The organism is Psychrobacter fjordensis (assembly GCF_904845995.1).
Classification (GTDB): Bacteria; Pseudomonadota; Gammaproteobacteria; order Pseudomonadales; family Moraxellaceae; genus Psychrobacter; species Psychrobacter fjordensis.
Map to the genome: position 1 here is coordinate 405,582 of NZ_CAJGYP010000001.1, position 16,804 is coordinate 422,385.

The window sequence follows — 16,804 nt, forward strand, 5'->3', positions numbered from 1 at the left end:
CAATGACCTACTTTGGAAAATAACCTACTTTGAATAGGAGCGAGCATCATGGAAATGTTCTTTTTTGACAATATAGATAAACTTGGACGTATCGTCTTAACGACCGTTATGATTTACGTATTCATCGTATTGATTACCAAAATCTCTGGCAAGCGCTCGACGTCCCAGCTCAACAACTTCGACTGGGTCGTCACCGTGATGATTGGCTCATTAGGTGCCAGTACTATTTTGCTAAAAGACATTCCTTTTGTCGAAGGGGCTTCGTCGATTTTAGTGCTTTATGTATTGCAGTTTTTGGTCACCAAATATGCGTCAATCTCAGCACCCTTTAGCAGTTTTATTTTGTCTGAGCCGCGTATCGTCTTTTATCAAGGACAGTTTTTGCCAGATGCAATGCGAGATGAACGGCTGACCCGTCAAGAAATCGAATGTGCGATGCGCTCTGAAGGCATGAACAGCTTCGATGATATTGAAGCCATTGTCTTTGAGTCTGATGCCCAACTCACTATTATTCCAAAGCCAAGCACGACTGATGCGAGCAAGGATAACCCAAACACCGAGGCAACTGTCTCAGATACTATTGCACCTCTAATGTAAAATATAGGGCATCGCATTTTTCGTTTTATCAATTATTGAAATGGTAGCTACTATGAAGGTAAGAATTTTAACCGTCGGTAATAAAATGCCTAAATGGGTACAGACGGGTTTTGATGAATATTTTAAACGTATTCAACCCATGCTCAGCACAGAAATTGTTGATCTGGCTGCTGCAAAACGCGCAAAAAACCCTTCAGATGCCAATTTGGCACAGTACCGTGAGCAAGAAGGTCAGGCGATATTGTCCGCTCATAATGCATCAGGTCGTGAGCAATTATGGGTACTGGATGTCAAAGGTAAGATGATTTCGACAGAAGGACTGGCTGAAAAATTGGCTGATGGTATGCAGCAAGGCGATGATATTGCTCTAGTCATCGGCGGTGCAGATGGTGTCTCGCCAGAAGTATTAGCCAAAGCCGATGTAAAACTGTCACTATCAGCGCTGACATTACCGCACCCGTTGGTACGTGTTGTGCTAATGGAACAGCTATATCGAGCGATGAGTATTAATAATAATCATCCTTATCATCGTGGAAACTAAGGCGTGTTGAACCTTTAAAAAATGACCACGACTTTTCAATCAAGCCACTTAAGAACATCAATCATAGAACGGATTGAAAAACTGGTGTACGCCCTAATACATAGAACATGAAATATCCAAAAACTGCGACATCTGACGCCTCTCGTCCAAGCCATCAACACGATGATTCCTATCCTAATTCGCCAACGCCTATCACTGCGGCTGGCGTTTGGGCAGATGCACCTGCGGTAGTGTCCAATGCTACTAAATTTGCGAAGCTACCAGCTGTGTTTATCTCGCATGGTGCTCCGACGCTTGCTATCGAGCAGTCGTCCACGACTAGCGCGCTAGCACGTATCGGGCAAAACTTACCAAAGCCACGTGCCATCCTTATTATGTCCGCGCATTGGCAGTCATCCAAGCTTGAAATCAGCAGTAATCCACAACCGAAGACTTGGCATGACTTTTCAGGGTTTTCGCCTGAGTTGTATGAGCTACAATATCCAGCAGCTGGTCATCCTGTGCTTGCAGAATCACTCGCACAGCAGCTCACTGCACGCGGTATTACCTGTAGCGTCAATCCTGTACGTGCGTCTGACCATGGCGTGTGGGCACCTCTCAGACATCTGTACCCAGAGGCAGACATACCTATCGTACAAATATCCTTACCGCGGCATTATGACAGTGTCGCCTGCTATCAATTGGGCGCGCAGCTAGCACGACTACGCAATGAGCAAATACTTGTTATTGGCTCAGGCAACATCACACATAACCTGAACGCCATGCGCTGGCAATCTGACAGTATCGATCAGGCCGCCAAAGACTTTAAGCTATGGCTACTACAGCAGCTTAAGATAGACATACCCACTGCTCTCGATTGGCAACAATACCCTAATTATAAAAACATTCATCCGAGTGATGAGCACTTGCTACCGCTGTTCTTTGCACTAGGTACTGGCCAGCGCGTCTCAGTCGTCCATCAAAGCATGGCACATCATAGTTTGGGTATGGATATTTATCGCTTTGATTAACATATATTAGGGCATGTCCTCAATTTGAACAGTAAATGGTAAATGGGCTAAAAATAGCTAAATCTTTGCCAAACTGTGTCAAGTAGCTTGCTAATATCTCGATATTATCTGTACTACTTTCCTTGTTTAGCTGCTATTTATCTCATTTTTATCACCATTTTCAAAATGAAGACACGCCCTAATCATAGCGCTAGTGTTCAAAAGCAGCTTTCGTAAATAATCCAGCACGCTCAAACTCACCTGCCACACTAAATAGCGTGGCTTCATCGTTCATACGCCCAATCAATTGCATACCAATCGGCAAGCCTTTTTTGCTCATGCCGAGTGGCAACGACATTGCTGGTAGGCCTGTGACATTGCCTAATAATGTAAAGGCCATTTTGCCTAGTATCGGTTGGCTCAGTTTTTCAATCATGCCAGAGCGAAAAGCATACTTACCCATATCAAAGCCTTTATTGAGAAACTCTGCACTACGCATCAGCATTTCATCCGTGCGGCTGGGTGGTAATATCCCATGCTTGACCGCAGGTGTGGGTACTGTTGGACACAAAATCATATCGTAGGTTTCAAGTAATACGCCAGTCTGATATTGGCTATGATGCCAGCCATGCTTGGCATGAGCCAAATCAACCGCTGATAGCGAGCAACCGAGCAGTGCCATATTATAAGTTTGCGGCTCTAGATTCTTGATATGCTCTACCCCAAAGTCACGCTCGAGATTATCAATGGTAAAAGCAGTATGTGCGCAAACCACTACCATAAAATCATGCCAAAATTGTTCAATATTAATATTAGGTTCGGCAGGTACTACTCGATGACCCATGGCTTCTAGCTGCTTTGCGGTCTGCTCAAGAACAGCCAGTACTTCTTTGTCCACCACAGTATTGGCAATCAACGGCTGCTGATGCAGGGCAATGGTTAATTGTCTTGGCGCGCGCATGGCTGCTTGTAAGAAAGTACCCTCTGGTGGCGCGATTACATACGGAGCACCAATTTCTACACCGCTTGTCGCATCGAGCATAGCAGCACTATCACGCACGCTACGTGTAATCACATGGTCAGCGACTGCTCCCTCCCAACCTTCTCCAAATGATGGACCCATTGGGTTACGACCACGGCTAGGTTTGAGTCCAAACACGCCGCACCAAGCAGCGGGAAAACGTATCGATCCACCACCATCACCTGCCCCTGCCATCGGTACGATGCCACTCGCCACGGCTGCTGCACTGCCACCAGATGATCCACCAGAGCTATAGCCTTTCTTAAATGGATTATGAGTCGCGCCATGAGCTTTGGGTTCAGTCGTGATAATCAAACCAAACTCAGGAGTATTCGTTTTACCAAAGGTATTGACGCCAGTGGCTTTCATCCGTTTGACGATTTCGCTGTCTTTTTCTGAGATGATATTGACACTACGACTGCCCATCGTGATGGGTTCATCAGCGAAACTAAACGATAAATCTTTTAATAGATAAGGCACACCATTAAATACACCAGAGGGCAATCCTGCCTGCGCCGCACGATACGCACGTTCATCAAAACGGTGGATAATGGCATTCAATTTAGGATTTAATTTGTTTGCCTGACTGACTGCTGCATCTAACAACTCCTTGGCGCTGACCTCACCTGCATTGACTAATGCCGCTAATGCGAGACCATCGTACTGAGTGTACTCTTTAAACATAACCGACCTTCCTTGGAGAGTAATTGAATGGAGAACTTTTAAAATTAACAAATATTTATCGATAAATAACTGTCAGTTTAGTATAAAAAGTCACTACTTATGATTGATAAATGGACTCATTAGTCATTTGGATACTGAATTGGCTATTATTCATAAATAAATTTAATCTTAGATAATTACAGTGTATTTAATGACAATATTTCAGTATTATATTCCTAAATACTTAAGTCCTCACTAAAAAACATACTTGTGCTTATCCAATAAAAAAGGCGAGCCACTTTCATGACTCGCCTTCTTATATCATCAAATCTAAACGCTACATTAATAGCTCACGCTTGCCGCTTTTACCCATTGAGCTGACCAATCCAGCTTCTTCCATCGAATCGACAATACGTGCTGCACGGTTATAGCCAATACTAAATTTACGTTGGATGCTAGAAGCCGAGACTTTGCGTGTTTCCATAATAAAGGCAACCGCATCATTATATAAGTCATCATCTTCGCCAGAGGCGTTGCTTGAACCACCACCACCTGGGCTAGATAATTCAAAGTTTCCTGCCATGTTATCAATATAGTCGGGCGCACCACGCTCACGCCAAGCGTCACAGACACGGTTGACTTCTTCATCGCTGACATACGCACCATGCACACGATCAGGCTCAATTTGCCCAGGCCCTAAGAACAACATATCACCATTGCCTAGCATATCCTCAGCACCACCACTATCCAAAATAGTCCGCGAATCGACTTTTGAGTTAACACGCAATGCCGCACGTACTGGGATGTTGGCTTTAATCAGACCTGTAATGACATCCACCGATGGACGCTGAGTGGCTAACATTAAGTGAATACCGGCTGCCCGCGATTTTTGCGCCAAACGTGTGATTAGCTCCTCTGCTTGCTTACCAACTTGCATAATCATATCGGCAAACTCATCCGCCACAATCACAATCATTGGTAAAGTTTTTAGCTTGGGCGCTTGGCTGATACTCACGCTATCATTTGGTCGCCATAATGGATCAAGCATAGGATTGCCTGACGCCTCGGCAGCTCGCACTTTTTTATTAAATTCATCAAGCTTACGAACTTTGAGTAAGCTCATCAGTTGATAACGGCGTTCCATCTCGGCCACACACCATGATAATGCACTAGCCGCTTCCGTCATATCTGTCACAACAGGCGTTAACAGATGTGGAATATCATTGTAGTTGGCAAGCTCAAGCTGCTTGGGATCAATAAGAATCAGACGTAGCTCATTGGGCGTATATTTGAGTAGCATCGACAATAACATTGAGTTAACCAGAACCGATTTACCAGAACCTGTCGTACCAGCGACCAGCATATGCGGGGCACGCGCAAGGTCAGTAATGATAGGCTTACCGCCAATATCTTTACCCATTGCCATGCTGATTTGCGCTTTTGGGTCTTTAAATTTTTCAGTATTTAGCAGCTCTATCAAACGTACCATTTCACGCTTTGGATTTGGTACTTCAATACCAATATAAGGCTTACCCGGTATTACCTCAACCACACGCAGAGATGCCATAGATAGCGAGCGCGCCAAATCACGCGAAATGCCCGTTACCTTGCTAGCTTTTACCCCTGCCGCCAGCTCGACCTCAAAACGTGTTACTACTGGCCCCGGAATAGCATTGACGACCGATGCTTTTACGTTGAATTCTTGTAGCTTGATTTCTAACAATTCTGATAGCTCAACCAGCTTTTCTTCGGTATAACTCGGTTGGCGATTTGGGTCTGGATTGTCTAAAATCGACATCTCAGGAATAGGCGACAAACTACTACGATAAGCCGCCGTTTGCATTGAGCGTGACTTAGTACTAAACGCTGCATCATCGCTAATATGAGGCATAACAGGAGCAGCGGCATCAGCGCCCGTATCATCTGGAACCATATCGGCAATATGGTTACTAGAGTCTCCTTCAGGTATATCAAAACTAATATTGGATTTAGGGGGCTCAGCGACAACAGTTGGTGGTAATGTTGGATTGGCAGGCGGTGTATTGGTCGGCGTCATGTTAGCCATTTCTGATATTGGCTCAATAGCTTTTGCTGCAAGTGACGTAGCTGATTTTGCAATCGCAGCTGACGACGCAGCACTATTCAATATTTCAGTTTGATTACTAGTTGGTCTATCGACAGATGGACTCGTATCACTAGCAGCTGAATCAACAGCTATATTCGAAGGCTCATTATCAGAAAGCTTGCTATTAGAAGACTGTCGATTAATAGCATCGCTACTGGCTAAATCTGGGGCAGGCTCTACTATTGCATCTCGTACTGGCTGCTCAGCGACACTGCCCGACTTAGGCGTCTCTATAGACTCTTCAGTAGTAGGTACTGAAATATCTGCATGCTCTGCTAGCCAAGCATCTGCTAATGTATCGATGCTCTCCGCTGGTACATCAAACTCAGAATCTACCGTATTTTGATGATCTGTCTCACCATATACCAACTCATCAGTTGGCGACTGAGTAACGAATTCAGTATTATTAGGTACTGGCGCAGTAGAACCTGAGTCATGGCCGTTCATAGTATTAGTATTATAAGCCATCTGCTCACTGGCCAATAAATCATCAACGGTATTTGCATCATTCCAAGCAAAGCTCGGTTCTACTTTGCGGATAGGTGTCATTACAGAGCTTGACGTCGGCGATGTATTAGCATGATTGACTGTATTATCAATTGTACCGCTAGGTGCCGCTGTTGCCGCTGTTGCCGTCTGTAGCTGTTGGCTATTTTCATTATTAGACATGGTACTTGAATTAGACATAGCCGCTTGCGTTGCTGCTGCCATCGACGCTTTTACGCTATCAGCAAGCCCTGATGTCGACAAAAATTCTGACAAAACATTGCTAAAACGACCAGTGTTATCTACTGCTTTCACCCTATCTTCAGATGGTAGTTCAAGCGGTAACTGCTCATGTTCTGAGGTTTCTTTAGCTGTCTTATTCGTTGCTATACTTTCATCATTTTGCTCTGAGATAATACCTTCTTGAGTAGAAATACTATCATGTGCCATGTCTTTATGTTTTACCCCTGACCCAAGCCATGACAATGCTGTAACTTTCTGATAAATCGCAAGCCAATGAATATTAAAGGCAAAAGTCGCAGTAATAATAACGAAAGCCGTTAGGAAGAGCACACTCCCCCACTGCGATAAAAGCTGAGCCAATCGAGACTGTAGCTCCAACCCTATAATACCGCCAGCAACTCCTTCAAGCCTTGTCGCTGTTGGATCAGTTACTTGTTGAACCAACGCAACCAATTGTGCAAATAAAGCACTGGCACTTAATAATAAAAAAACATAAGCAATCAAACGCATCAGCCAAAATGTTGGCTTGTTGTCCCACCAGATAAGGATAGACTCATAAACCAAAAATGCTAACAGCCACCATGCACCAAAACCAAAGAAGCTATAAAGCAAGTCCGATAACCAAGCACCCGATGCGCCACCCACATTATTAATCGTGGTCATATCACTACTGATATGCGACCAGCTAGGGTCGTTACCTGTATACGTCATCAAGATGACAAAGAGATAAACGGCCAGTATTAACCCAAGGAGGGTAAATATTCCCTTTTTTAAATACTCAATAAGCGGTGCTGATATCACGTAAGATCTGCCTTGTTATTAATACTAAATGGTCGTCAACGCATGACTAAGTTTAATCATGCTGACATAAAGTGCTGACATAGAGATACTGATATAGAGGTGCGGATATAAATATCTCTGGCAAAGCATTTAGAACGCATTGTCTGTCATAAAGACGAGTCATGACAGCCTTCTTTCTGCGCTCCAACACACTTGGCATAACTTCTTATAATAACAAATACATAGGTACAGTGGCGACAGTCTTCTAAAGAAAGAGTGCAAGAAAGTTAGCTAATATGCGATTTAGATAAAAAACCCTACTTTTAGCAATATAGCTCACAGAATAAGGCTAACAATCTTATATAGACCTTATAAAATAACTGTCATTTATGGCAACAATACTTCAAGGTAAATATGCTTTAATTCTAATGATATCCATGTTGATTTTAGCAAACTTGCACTTTGCACGCCTTACCCTTATGTTATTATCACACAGCAATGAGAAAAACCATATTAGTCATCATTTTGAAAAACTTTACTATATTAATCACTCCTATTTTTAACTTTTATATTTAGCAAGGAATTACCCATGGCAACTGAAAATACAGCGCCACGTCACGAAAAACTCATCATCCTAGGCTCAGGTCCTGCTGGTTATTCTGCTGCCGTTTATGCGGCACGCGCCAACCTCAAACCTGTCATGGTCACTGGCATGGAAGTGGGCGGACAGTTAACCACCACTACCGAAGTCGATAACTGGCCAGGCGATGCTCATGACTTAACAGGCCCTGCATTGATGGAACGCATGAAAGCCCACGCAGAACGCTTCGGTACCGAACTGGTCTATGACCATATCAATGAAGTAAACTTGAATGTACGCCCTTTTCAATTAACGGGTAATAACGGTAGCTACACTTGCGATGCCCTAATTATCTCAACAGGTGCATCTGCTCAGTATCTAGGGCTAGAGTCAGAAACCAAATTCAGAGGCCTTGGCGTTTCAGCTTGTGCTACTTGTGACGGTTTCTTCTATAAAAACCAAAAAGTCGCCGTCATCGGTGGTGGTAATACTGCTGTCGAAGAAGCTCTATATCTATCAAACATTGCTTCTGAAGTAACCTTAGTCCATCGCCGTGATAGCTTACGCTCTGAAAAAATACTACAAGACAAACTGTTTGAAAAAGCCAAAAATGGTAATGTCAAAATCGAGTGGAATCACAGTGTTGAAGAAGTAGTCGGTGATGACATGGGCGTCAATGGCGTTGTTATCAAATCAACCATTGATGGCAGCACTAAGCAACTAGATGTCTTTGGCATGTTTGTGGCAATCGGTCATAAGCCTAATACGGACTTGTTCAAAGGTCAGTTAGATATGAAAGATGGCTATCTTGTTGTCCAAAGCGGCTTAGTAGGTAATGCCACGCAAACCAGTATCGAAGGGGTGTTTGCAGCAGGCGATGTCGCCGATCATGTCTATCGTCAAGCAATCACATCTGCTGGTACTGGCTGTATGGCGGCACTTGATGCTGAAAAATACTTGGATGCATTGGGAGAAACCGTTGCTCGTGATCATACTTACGATTCAACACTAACTGCAGATAAAGAAGCCTAAATGGGCAACTTTACTCAACAGAACGATCAACACATCATGCCTGAGACTTTAAAAAGTCTTGGGCGTTATGACTTTCCTGATCCTATTTCTATTGACCCTGATGGGATGGGCATCGTTGCTATGGGCGGCGATTTGGCATCAGAAACCCTCATTTCTGCTTATGCACAAGGACTGTTCCCTTGGTTTAATGAAGATGAGCCGATCGCTTGGTGGTGTCCTGAACCACGATGTGTAATGGTGCCAACAGACTATCAGCCTAGTAAATCACTACGCAAACAAGCGAATCGCGCCCGTTGGCAACTGACACTCAATCAAGCATTTGATGACGTCATACATGCCTGTAGTTTGCCACGCAGCGACAGCCTTAATGACAATCAGCCTGAAGGAGAACATACTTGGATTCATGATGAAATGATTGAGGCCTACACCAAGCTTCATGCTCAAGGATTTGCACATAGTGTAGAAGTTTGGGATGATAAAGGGCAATTGGTTGGCGGACTTTATGGATTAAAAATAGGCAATATCTATTTTGGCGAGTCGATGTTTCACTGCGCCTCCAATGCATCCAAGTTAGCTTTTTGGGGTCTGATGCGCTTATGTGAACAAAGCCATGTAGCGTTGGTCGACTGTCAATTACCGAACGATCATCTTATGAGCTTAGGCGCAACCACCTTGCCACGCGCGGATTTCCTCACTCAGTTAGATACATTGATAGCTGGCGATGCCATCACATGGCAAAATGACTCCCACAAACCGTTGCCAGTATCGCAACTCGATAACGAAGAACCTTGGCAGCTCAATTTATAACGAGCATTGTGATGGCTATTAATAAGCATCTACTTACAGACCTATGAGACCACTATGGCATTTGATGAATCGTTTTTGTTAATTGGGGCGCTAGCAAAAAAAGCCAATACCACTAAGGATACCGTGCGCCATTATGACCAATTGGGTTTGCTAAAATCACGTAAGCGTCAAGCAGGATCACGATTGTATACTGAGTTTCATCCAGAATGTGTCGAACGCATCGAGCTAATCAAGAGTGCACAAACGGTAGGCTTCACTCTCAACGAAATGAAAGATAGCTTCAATGATTTTTATGCTGGGAAAATCAGCCTCGATGAACAATTAAGTTTTAATCAAAAAAAGCTGGATCAAGTTCAAAAACAGCAAGCCAATACCAGTATCATGATTGAGCTCTTGAGCGAACGAATTAAAGAGCTTAAATCTATGCAGGCAAACAGCGACTAAATTTATCGTATAAAAGCTGATGAACAAACATCTTAAAACAATAAAGCCAATTCAACTCATATGTCACTACCGATAAACATGCTGCATAATTAAAGCATCGACTGCTGGCTGATGTGGCTGATGTGGCTGTTGATAATAGCCTTTGCGTTTATGAATAACGGCAAACGCTTGCTTTTCATATAGTGCTATCGCAGGAGCGTTATCTGCACGCACTTCTAATAATAAATTTTCCACCTGAATCTCTTTCAGATGTGTATTTAATTCTTCAAAAAGTAACGACGCAATACCTTGGCGTTGATAATCAGGGCGTGTGCCAATACGCAGGATTTCTGCTTGCTCAAACACCACTTGGTATAAGCAGTAACCAACCACTTCATCAGCCTCAGTACTCATAGCAACCATTAAATCTATACTGTCTTGTTCAAGTAAATCGCTCAGAGTCTGTCCAGTCCATGGTTCTTGTAACTGGACAATAGCCTCAATAGTCGCCACGGCTTGGACAATCGCTGCACCTTCTTCTGCTTCAGAATTTAGTATCTTTATATTAAACATCTGCACTCTTCTGTCTTTTTTCTTGAAATACACGTTATATTATCGCCGATTATAGCTACATCCCCATAGCTTTTCTTTAGCTATAAACATCCATAAAAAAAGCCGTTCTTAATAAAGAGAACGGCTTTTGACTAACGCGTTAAATACTAGGATCAGTATTAAACGTTAACGTTAGCAACAACACCAGCGCCTACAGTACGGCCGCCTTCACGAATAGCGAAGCGAAGACCTTTGTCCATAGCGATTGGGTGGATAAGCTCTACGCCCATCTCAACGTTATCACCAGGCATTACCATTTCAGTACCGTCTTGTAATTGGATTGCGCCAGTTACGTCAGTAGTACGGAAGTAGAACTGTGGACGATAGCCGTTTAGGAATGGTGTGTGACGACCACCCTCTTCTTTGCTCAACACATATACTTCAGCGTCAAACTTGGTGTGAGGAGTGATTGAACCTGGCTTAGCAAGTACTTGGCCACGTTGTACGTCTTCACGCTTAGTACCACGTAGTAGTACGCCACAGTTTTCGCCTGCACGACCTTCGTCAAGCAGTTTACGGAACATCTCTACACCAGTACAGGTGGTTTTTTGAGTGTCACGGATACCAACGATTTCGATTTCGTCGCCAACGCGTACGATACCAGACTCAACACGGCCAGTTACAACGGTACCACGACCTGAGATTGAGAATACGTCTTCGATTGGCATTAGGAATGCTTTGTCAACGTCACGCTCTGGCTCTGGGATGTAGGTGTCTAGAACTTTCAATAGTTCTACGACAGCTGGTTGGCCATATTTTTCTTGTGAGCCTTTTAGGGCTTCAGTCGCTGAACCATGGATGATTGGAGTGTCATCACCTGGGAAGTCGTAGTCAGAAAGTAATTCACGTACTTCCATTTCTACTAGTTCTAGCAATTCTTCGTCATCAACAACATCACATTTGTTCATGAATACGATGATGTACGGTACGCCAACCTGACGTGAAAGCAAGATGTGCTCACGTGTTTGTGGCATAGGGCCGTCAGTTGCAGATACTACTAGGATTGCGCCGTCCATCTGGGCAGCACCAGTGATCATGTTTTTAACATAATCGGCGTGACCTGGGCAATCTACGTGAGCATAGTGACGTGCATCTGTGTCATATTCTACGTGTGAGGTGTTGATGGTGATACCACGTGCTTTTTCTTCTGGGGCTGAGTCAATAGACGCGTAGTCTTTGGCTTCGCCACCTGAAGTGATTGCAGCTACAGTTGCGATAGCAGCTGTTAGGGTTGTTTTACCGTGGTCAACGTGTCCGATGGTACCAACGTTGACATGCGGTTTTAGACGTTCAAACTTGGCCTTTGCCATGGGTATTTCCTCTTTTTTTTGGTGAATCTTTATCAATCAAAGATCAGTGAATAGCTGTTTGACGGCTCATGATGCAGGTAAGACCATCAAACCGTTGACGCTATGGTTTATCTACTAAAACTGTTCTGTAATCTTGCTAAAATCTATGCATTCAAACCATGCATTTCAACTTCATACAGATAAATATTATACTTACTTTTCAATCTATTGAACATTGCCAACTATTATATAACATCGCTGTTGCACTAATTTATCTTACTGTAGCTTATCTACAAATAAACTTAGTATTTATTAATAAATTGACAGCACTAAAGGGCAACACCTCAGTGTCACCCTTAAATCATCAATTGCTGTACTGTATTTATAATGTTCAATATCCTATGCTTTCGATATCGATGCAACGCTGTTTAAAATAGCAAAGCAAACACAAAAAGCTTAAACAATAAATGGAGCTCATATCGAGAATTGAACTCGAGACCTCTCCCTTACCAAGGGAGTGCTCTACCGCTGAGCTATATGAGCATGTTTTTAATAACTACAGTACAAATAATATTGTAGATTTACTAAAAAAATATCACGATACAGTTATCATAAACTGATTATCGTGATGTATTATTGATAATTTTTGCGATGGTGTATATATGGAGCGGGTGGCGGGAATCGAACCCGCGTCATTAGCTTGGAAGGCTAAGGTGTTACCATTATACCACACCCGCATTTACTCTTATTCTAAAGGACTCTAATCGAGAGTCTCTAAATATATAGAGTATGCTTGGCGCTATGACAAACTTAGAAAATATGGTGGTGGGAGAAGGATTCGAACCTTCGAAGCTTTCGCGACAGATTTACAGTCTGTTGGGTTTGACCGCTCCCCAATCCCACCTTAGGTTGCTTTAAACAAAAATGACTTTAGTTTAAGACATATTCATAAAAAGCTACTTTAAGAGAGATGGTGCCGACTGCCGGGATCGAACTGGCGACCTACTGATTACAAGTCAGTTGCTCTACCAACTGAGCTAAGTCGGCTTGTTCTCTTAAAGTGGTGGCTATTCTATCAAATATTTTGAGATGCGCAAGCTCTTTTTCATCTTTTTTTTAATTATTTTAATAAAAATATTTAAGCTATTGATTAAATTAGCATTTTTACAAATAAAGATATGGCATTAAATTAGCTTTTTGCTCAAAGCATTTGTTTTTGCCACCCAGATGGCTATTTAACTAGCGAATGTGCAAACCATTACACGCCATTTTTACTGCTTTTAACAATGCAAGTGCTTTTTTATTGGTCTCATCCCATTCAGCTTCTGGAATAGAGTCAGCGACGACACCCGCACCTGCTTGGATATGGATTTTTCCGCGGCGCATGACAGCCGTACGGATAGCAATAGCGGTATCCATGTTGCCATGCCAGCCCAAATACCCTACTGCACCACCAAAGACCGTTCGACGTACTGGCTCTATCTCATCAATGATTTGCATGGCGCGGATTTTGGGTGCCCCTGTTAAGGTGCCCGCTGGGAACGTCGCACAAAAGACATCCAGTGCGTCTTTATCAGGCAATATCGTACCCTCAACGTTAGAAGCAATATGCATCACTTGTGAGTAGCGCTCAACAAACATCTTTTCGGTCACCTTAACACTACCGTACTCGCAAACGCGGCCAATGTCATTGCGACCCAAATCAATAAGCATCAGATGCTCAGCGATTTCTTTTTTGTCATTGAGCAGTTCTTGCTCAAGCGCTTCGTCTTCTGCTTGGTTCTGTCCACGTTTACGAGTGCCCGCCAATGGTCGCACTGTTACTTTGCCATTTTCGATACGTGATAATATCTCAGGCGAGGCACCAATGATGTCAAAGCGTTTGTGATCGTCGAGCGTATAACCATGCACCAAGAACAGATAAGGTGATGGATTTAAAAACCGTAGAGCACGATAGACAGCCAGTGAGTCGCCAGTATAATCAGCTGTCAAACGCTGCGCAGGAACGACCTGCATGACATCACCTGCTAAGATATAGTCTTTAATCTTATTGACGTCACTACAGTACTTCTCTGCACCTGTTTGTGAGGTAAACGTCGGCGTCGGCATCACTGGTGCGCTTAAGTTTGGCATCTCTGCTAACTTTTCTTCAATTTTTTCTAATTCACGGATAGCGTTACTGTAGCCATCTTCACTATTGCAATCGGCATAGACGATGATAGATAACGTGTTTTCTAAACTATCAAAAACTATCACGCTCATCGAAAGCATCAGCCACATGTCTGGCATCGACATTGGATTGGGTGCGTCAGACAAGCCCACGCTTGGCTCAATGACGCGTACCATGTCATAGCCAAAGTAACCTACTAACCCACCGCTAAAGCTCGGTAGCATAGCGATATCGGCTGCTGTGGGCATATTGTATTGAGCCATCAGCTGACGAATATAATCAAATGGATCATCTATTGCATTTACATCAGTCTGATCATTTCTTTTGACCGTCATATTGCCATCTATATATTGCAAAATCAGATCGCTACCCAAGCCAATCATCGAATATCGTGCCCAGCGCTCGCCGCCTACGACTGACTCAAATAAATACGCCGAACCATTCAGATCACGTACTTTAGAAAACACAGATACTGGTGTTTGCGAATCCATTAGGCGTTTTTTTACCAGTGGTGCATGACTAAAGCCACGGTCTTTAAAAGACTGATATTCTTCAAAGGTCATCATAGTAAGGCTCTCTTAGCAACATATTGGCAAAAGATAAAAAGAATAGAAACAATAAAAAGGTATAGTCGGTTTAATGACATTTGGATACAAGGAAGCCGAGTGAAAGTGCTACAAATAGCAGATTAAGCGAGAATGACACCGTATCCAATTTATAGAGGATTGACTATAGATAAAATATAGCGTCAACACTCTACTGAATGCTGACGCTATAGAAACTCGCTTTTACAGCTTAACCGCGAAAGATATGAGCTATCTGGCTAGTGTTGTATAAGCGACTATTGGCTATACAACGCCTTTATTAAACAACCATAAAGCTAACCCAACGATGAGAATGGCAACAAATACCCATATAAACCAACCACCGCTCGGTTTTTTCTCTATATGTCCTGCATTGGCTAGGTTGTTAACGGCCTGATTTGCCGCATTATTACCTTCGGTGCCAAGATCACGAGACTGGCCTAGATTGGCTGTACCTGAAAACTGTGCCGTGGCTGCTTGCTTAGCACGTAAGACATCAGGGTCAGCTTCTTCTTGCAGCTCAGTCGTCGTCGTTTTGTCATGCTCTGCTTCGACTACTGGCTCTTCATGCACTGGCGCTTCAGATACGGCCTCTTCCTGTACCACTTCTTCATGTACAGCCGACTGCTCTACCAATGGCTCACTCTCGTCCACTACTGGCGATTCAGGCTCTGTCGCTACTATTTTTTGCTGCTCAGCTACTTCTTCTGCCATCACGGGTTCTTCTGCGACCACTGGCTCTTCTAGTGTTTCTTCTTCTACTACAAGCTCTGGGGTATCTTCAATTGGTGCAGACTCTACACTTTCTGCGGCAGACAAGACTTCCTCGATACCTGTTTCTTTGACAATTGGCTCTTGTGGGGCTGGTTCAACTGTTTCGGTGGCATTCTCTATAGGCAGGCTAATATCAGGTGTTTCATTTGTTGATTCTACTACTGCCTCTGACGCTGTATCGACAGCTACTGTCTCAACACTTTCGTCTGTAGCAGGCAGCATAGCTTCAATACCTGTTTCTTTCACCACAGGTTCATCGATAGTTGGGTGTTCGATGATGTACTCTTCGAACTCATCTGCTTTGGTAGTAGTCTCAACGATATCAGCTTCGGTACTATTGTCATCAGCAGTATTCATGCTACCCGCTGCATTTTCTGCTGCTACAGGTGCTACGGGTATTAACGACTCCTCTTCCGCAGCAACAGGCGCATTTACCAAAAAGCTAAAGCTGGCAAAGCCAATCGTGTCATCTACTTGCAATAGGCTTGACTGGTTGCCTTCGATACGCTGCTCATTGATAAACGTACCGTTCGATGAGTCCAAGTCTTTTACATATAACTGACCATCTAATACGCTGAGCACGGCATGATTGCGCGATACTTGCTTGCTGCCGAGTACCACATCATTATCGCTGCCACGTCCGATAGATAGGCTATCATCAACCGTCAGGGTCAGTTCTCCAAGGGCTTCTGTTAATGCATTAAGCTGCCAAGTGCTCGCTGATGGTGTCGGGTTTCCGCTGTCTATATTGTTTGTCATGATGCTACTCCTTATTTTTCTATTAAATTTCAAATGATTTTAGCTAAATTATTGCCAATTTTTAAAGCGATTCTAGGGTCTGTTGAACATTCAAATGTGGTGCTGGCAGTCACTATTTTTTAGGCAATATGCAGTGAAATTTTTGACGCCTAGTCATTCTAAGTGAAACAATTTCGCCATATATTGGCAAAAAACAGTACTGCCCTGAAAGGCTGATGCTAAAATCACCCCAAACGTTGTTGCAATCCTAGTTAAGGTCTCGACATTATCGTCAGCTTGCGCCTAGTTTGGTGCAATTTTAGCAATCAGCAGCCCTAATATTTGAATGT

General features: G+C 43.4%; 12 protein-coding genes and 4 tRNA genes. 6 read left to right on the forward strand and 10 right to left on the reverse strand.

Features of this window, described 5'->3' with window-relative positions; genetic code table 11:
• Positions 1-48: 48 nt before the first annotated feature.
• From JMW61_RS01735 to JMW61_RS01745, 3 genes are all read left to right on the forward strand, one after another.
• Complete coding sequence (locus tag JMW61_RS01735) at positions 49-597, forward strand: DUF421 domain-containing protein (RefSeq protein WP_201548910.1); 549 nt, start codon at positions 49-51, stop codon at positions 595-597.
• A 52-nt stretch (positions 598-649) separates the two neighbouring features.
• Positions 650-1,138: a 23S rRNA (pseudouridine(1915)-N(3))-methyltransferase RlmH gene (gene rlmH, locus JMW61_RS01740; protein WP_201548912.1), complete on the forward strand. Its 489-nt coding sequence runs from the start codon at positions 650-652 to the stop codon at positions 1,136-1,138.
• 107 nt (positions 1,139-1,245) lie between these two features.
• Positions 1,246-2,148, forward strand: a complete 903-nt coding sequence (locus JMW61_RS01745; RefSeq protein ID WP_201548914.1) for a DODA-type extradiol aromatic ring-opening family dioxygenase — start codon at positions 1,246-1,248, stop codon at positions 2,146-2,148.
• A gap of 190 nt (positions 2,149-2,338) precedes the next feature.
• Here JMW61_RS01745 and JMW61_RS01750 read toward each other — a convergent pair whose 3' ends face one another.
• Both JMW61_RS01750 and JMW61_RS01755 read right to left on the reverse strand, forming a co-directional pair.
• Complete coding sequence (locus JMW61_RS01750) at positions 2,339-3,832, reverse strand: amidase (protein ID WP_201548916.1); 1,494 nt, start codon at positions 3,830-3,832, stop codon at positions 2,339-2,341.
• 316 nt (positions 3,833-4,148) lie between these two features.
• Positions 4,149-7,466: a DNA translocase FtsK gene (locus JMW61_RS01755; protein WP_201548920.1), complete on the reverse strand. Its 3,318-nt coding sequence runs from the start codon at positions 7,464-7,466 to the stop codon at positions 4,149-4,151.
• A 568-nt stretch (positions 7,467-8,034) separates the two neighbouring features.
• Between JMW61_RS01755 and trxB the strand changes: the two genes are divergently transcribed.
• Genes trxB through JMW61_RS01770 form a run of 3 tightly spaced genes read left to right on the forward strand, consistent with a single transcriptional unit; the run spans position 8,035 to position 10,308 of the window.
• Complete coding sequence (gene trxB / locus JMW61_RS01760; protein ID WP_201548923.1) at positions 8,035-9,057, forward strand: thioredoxin-disulfide reductase; 1,023 nt, start codon at positions 8,035-8,037, stop codon at positions 9,055-9,057.
• Positions 9,058-9,864, forward strand: coding sequence for a leucyl/phenylalanyl-tRNA--protein transferase (aat, locus tag JMW61_RS01765; protein ID WP_201548924.1), 807 nt, complete (start codon positions 9,058-9,060; stop codon positions 9,862-9,864).
• Positions 9,865-9,918: 54 nt separating this feature from the next.
• The gene (locus JMW61_RS01770; protein ID WP_197217966.1) at positions 9,919-10,308 is read left to right on the forward strand and encodes a MerR family transcriptional regulator; all 390 of its coding nucleotides are present in this window, start codon (positions 9,919-9,921) and stop codon (positions 10,306-10,308) included.
• A gap of 66 nt (positions 10,309-10,374) precedes the next feature.
• On the opposite strand, the gene rimI is transcribed toward JMW61_RS01770, so the two are convergent.
• From rimI to JMW61_RS01810, 8 genes are all read right to left on the reverse strand, one after another.
• Positions 10,375-10,860: a ribosomal protein S18-alanine N-acetyltransferase gene (rimI, locus tag JMW61_RS01775; RefSeq protein ID WP_201548925.1), complete on the reverse strand. Its 486-nt coding sequence runs from the start codon at positions 10,858-10,860 to the stop codon at positions 10,375-10,377.
• A gap of 158 nt (positions 10,861-11,018) precedes the next feature.
• On the reverse strand, positions 11,019-12,209 hold the full coding sequence (tuf, locus tag JMW61_RS01780) for an elongation factor Tu (protein WP_197135298.1): 1,191 nt from the start codon (positions 12,207-12,209) through the stop codon (positions 11,019-11,021).
• A 447-nt stretch (positions 12,210-12,656) separates the two neighbouring features.
• A tRNA-Thr gene (locus tag JMW61_RS01785) sits at positions 12,657-12,731 on the reverse strand.
• 120 nt (positions 12,732-12,851) lie between these two features.
• Positions 12,852-12,925, reverse strand: a tRNA-Gly gene (locus JMW61_RS01790).
• Between the two features lie 83 nt (positions 12,926-13,008).
• Positions 13,009-13,092, reverse strand: a tRNA-Tyr gene (locus tag JMW61_RS01795).
• 67 nt (positions 13,093-13,159) lie between these two features.
• Positions 13,160-13,235, reverse strand: a tRNA-Thr gene (locus tag JMW61_RS01800).
• Positions 13,236-13,427: 192 nt separating this feature from the next.
• Positions 13,428-14,924 carry an anthranilate synthase component I gene (trpE, locus tag JMW61_RS01805; protein WP_201548927.1) on the reverse strand — a complete coding sequence of 499 codons (1,497 nt, stop codon included), beginning with the start codon at positions 14,922-14,924 and terminating at the stop codon, positions 13,428-13,430.
• Between the two features lie 282 nt (positions 14,925-15,206).
• Positions 15,207-16,475 (reverse strand): FHA domain-containing protein, encoded by a 1,269-nt coding sequence (locus JMW61_RS01810; RefSeq protein ID WP_201548930.1) that lies wholly within the window; start codon positions 16,473-16,475, stop codon positions 15,207-15,209.
• Positions 16,476-16,804: the final 329 nt, after the last annotated feature.

Excerpts from the sequence above, each read along its gene's own strand:
- JMW61_RS01735 (WP_201548910.1), top strand. The coding sequence starts at position 49 with ATGGAAATGTTCTTTTTTGACAATATAGATAAACTTGGACGTATCGTC.
- rlmH (WP_201548912.1), top strand. The coding sequence starts at position 650 with ATGAAGGTAAGAATTTTAACCGTCGGTAATAAAATGCCTAAATGGGTA.
- JMW61_RS01745 (WP_201548914.1), top strand. The coding sequence starts at position 1,246 with ATGAAATATCCAAAAACTGCGACATCTGACGCCTCTCGTCCAAGCCAT.
- JMW61_RS01750 (WP_201548916.1), bottom strand. The coding sequence starts at position 3,832 with ATGTTTAAAGAGTACACTCAGTACGATGGTCTCGCATTAGCGGCATTA.
- trxB (WP_201548923.1), top strand. The coding sequence starts at position 8,035 with ATGGCAACTGAAAATACAGCGCCACGTCACGAAAAACTCATCATCCTA.
- aat (WP_201548924.1), top strand. The coding sequence starts at position 9,058 with ATGGGCAACTTTACTCAACAGAACGATCAACACATCATGCCTGAGACT.
- JMW61_RS01770 (WP_197217966.1), top strand. The coding sequence starts at position 9,919 with ATGGCATTTGATGAATCGTTTTTGTTAATTGGGGCGCTAGCAAAAAAA.
- rimI (WP_201548925.1), bottom strand. The coding sequence starts at position 10,860 with ATGTTTAATATAAAGATACTAAATTCTGAAGCAGAAGAAGGTGCAGCG.
- tuf (WP_197135298.1), bottom strand. The coding sequence starts at position 12,209 with ATGGCAAAGGCCAAGTTTGAACGTCTAAAACCGCATGTCAACGTTGGT.
- trpE (WP_201548927.1), bottom strand. The coding sequence starts at position 14,924 with ATGATGACCTTTGAAGAATATCAGTCTTTTAAAGACCGTGGCTTTAGT.
- JMW61_RS01810 (WP_201548930.1), bottom strand. The coding sequence starts at position 16,475 with ATGACAAACAATATAGACAGCGGAAACCCGACACCATCAGCGAGCACT.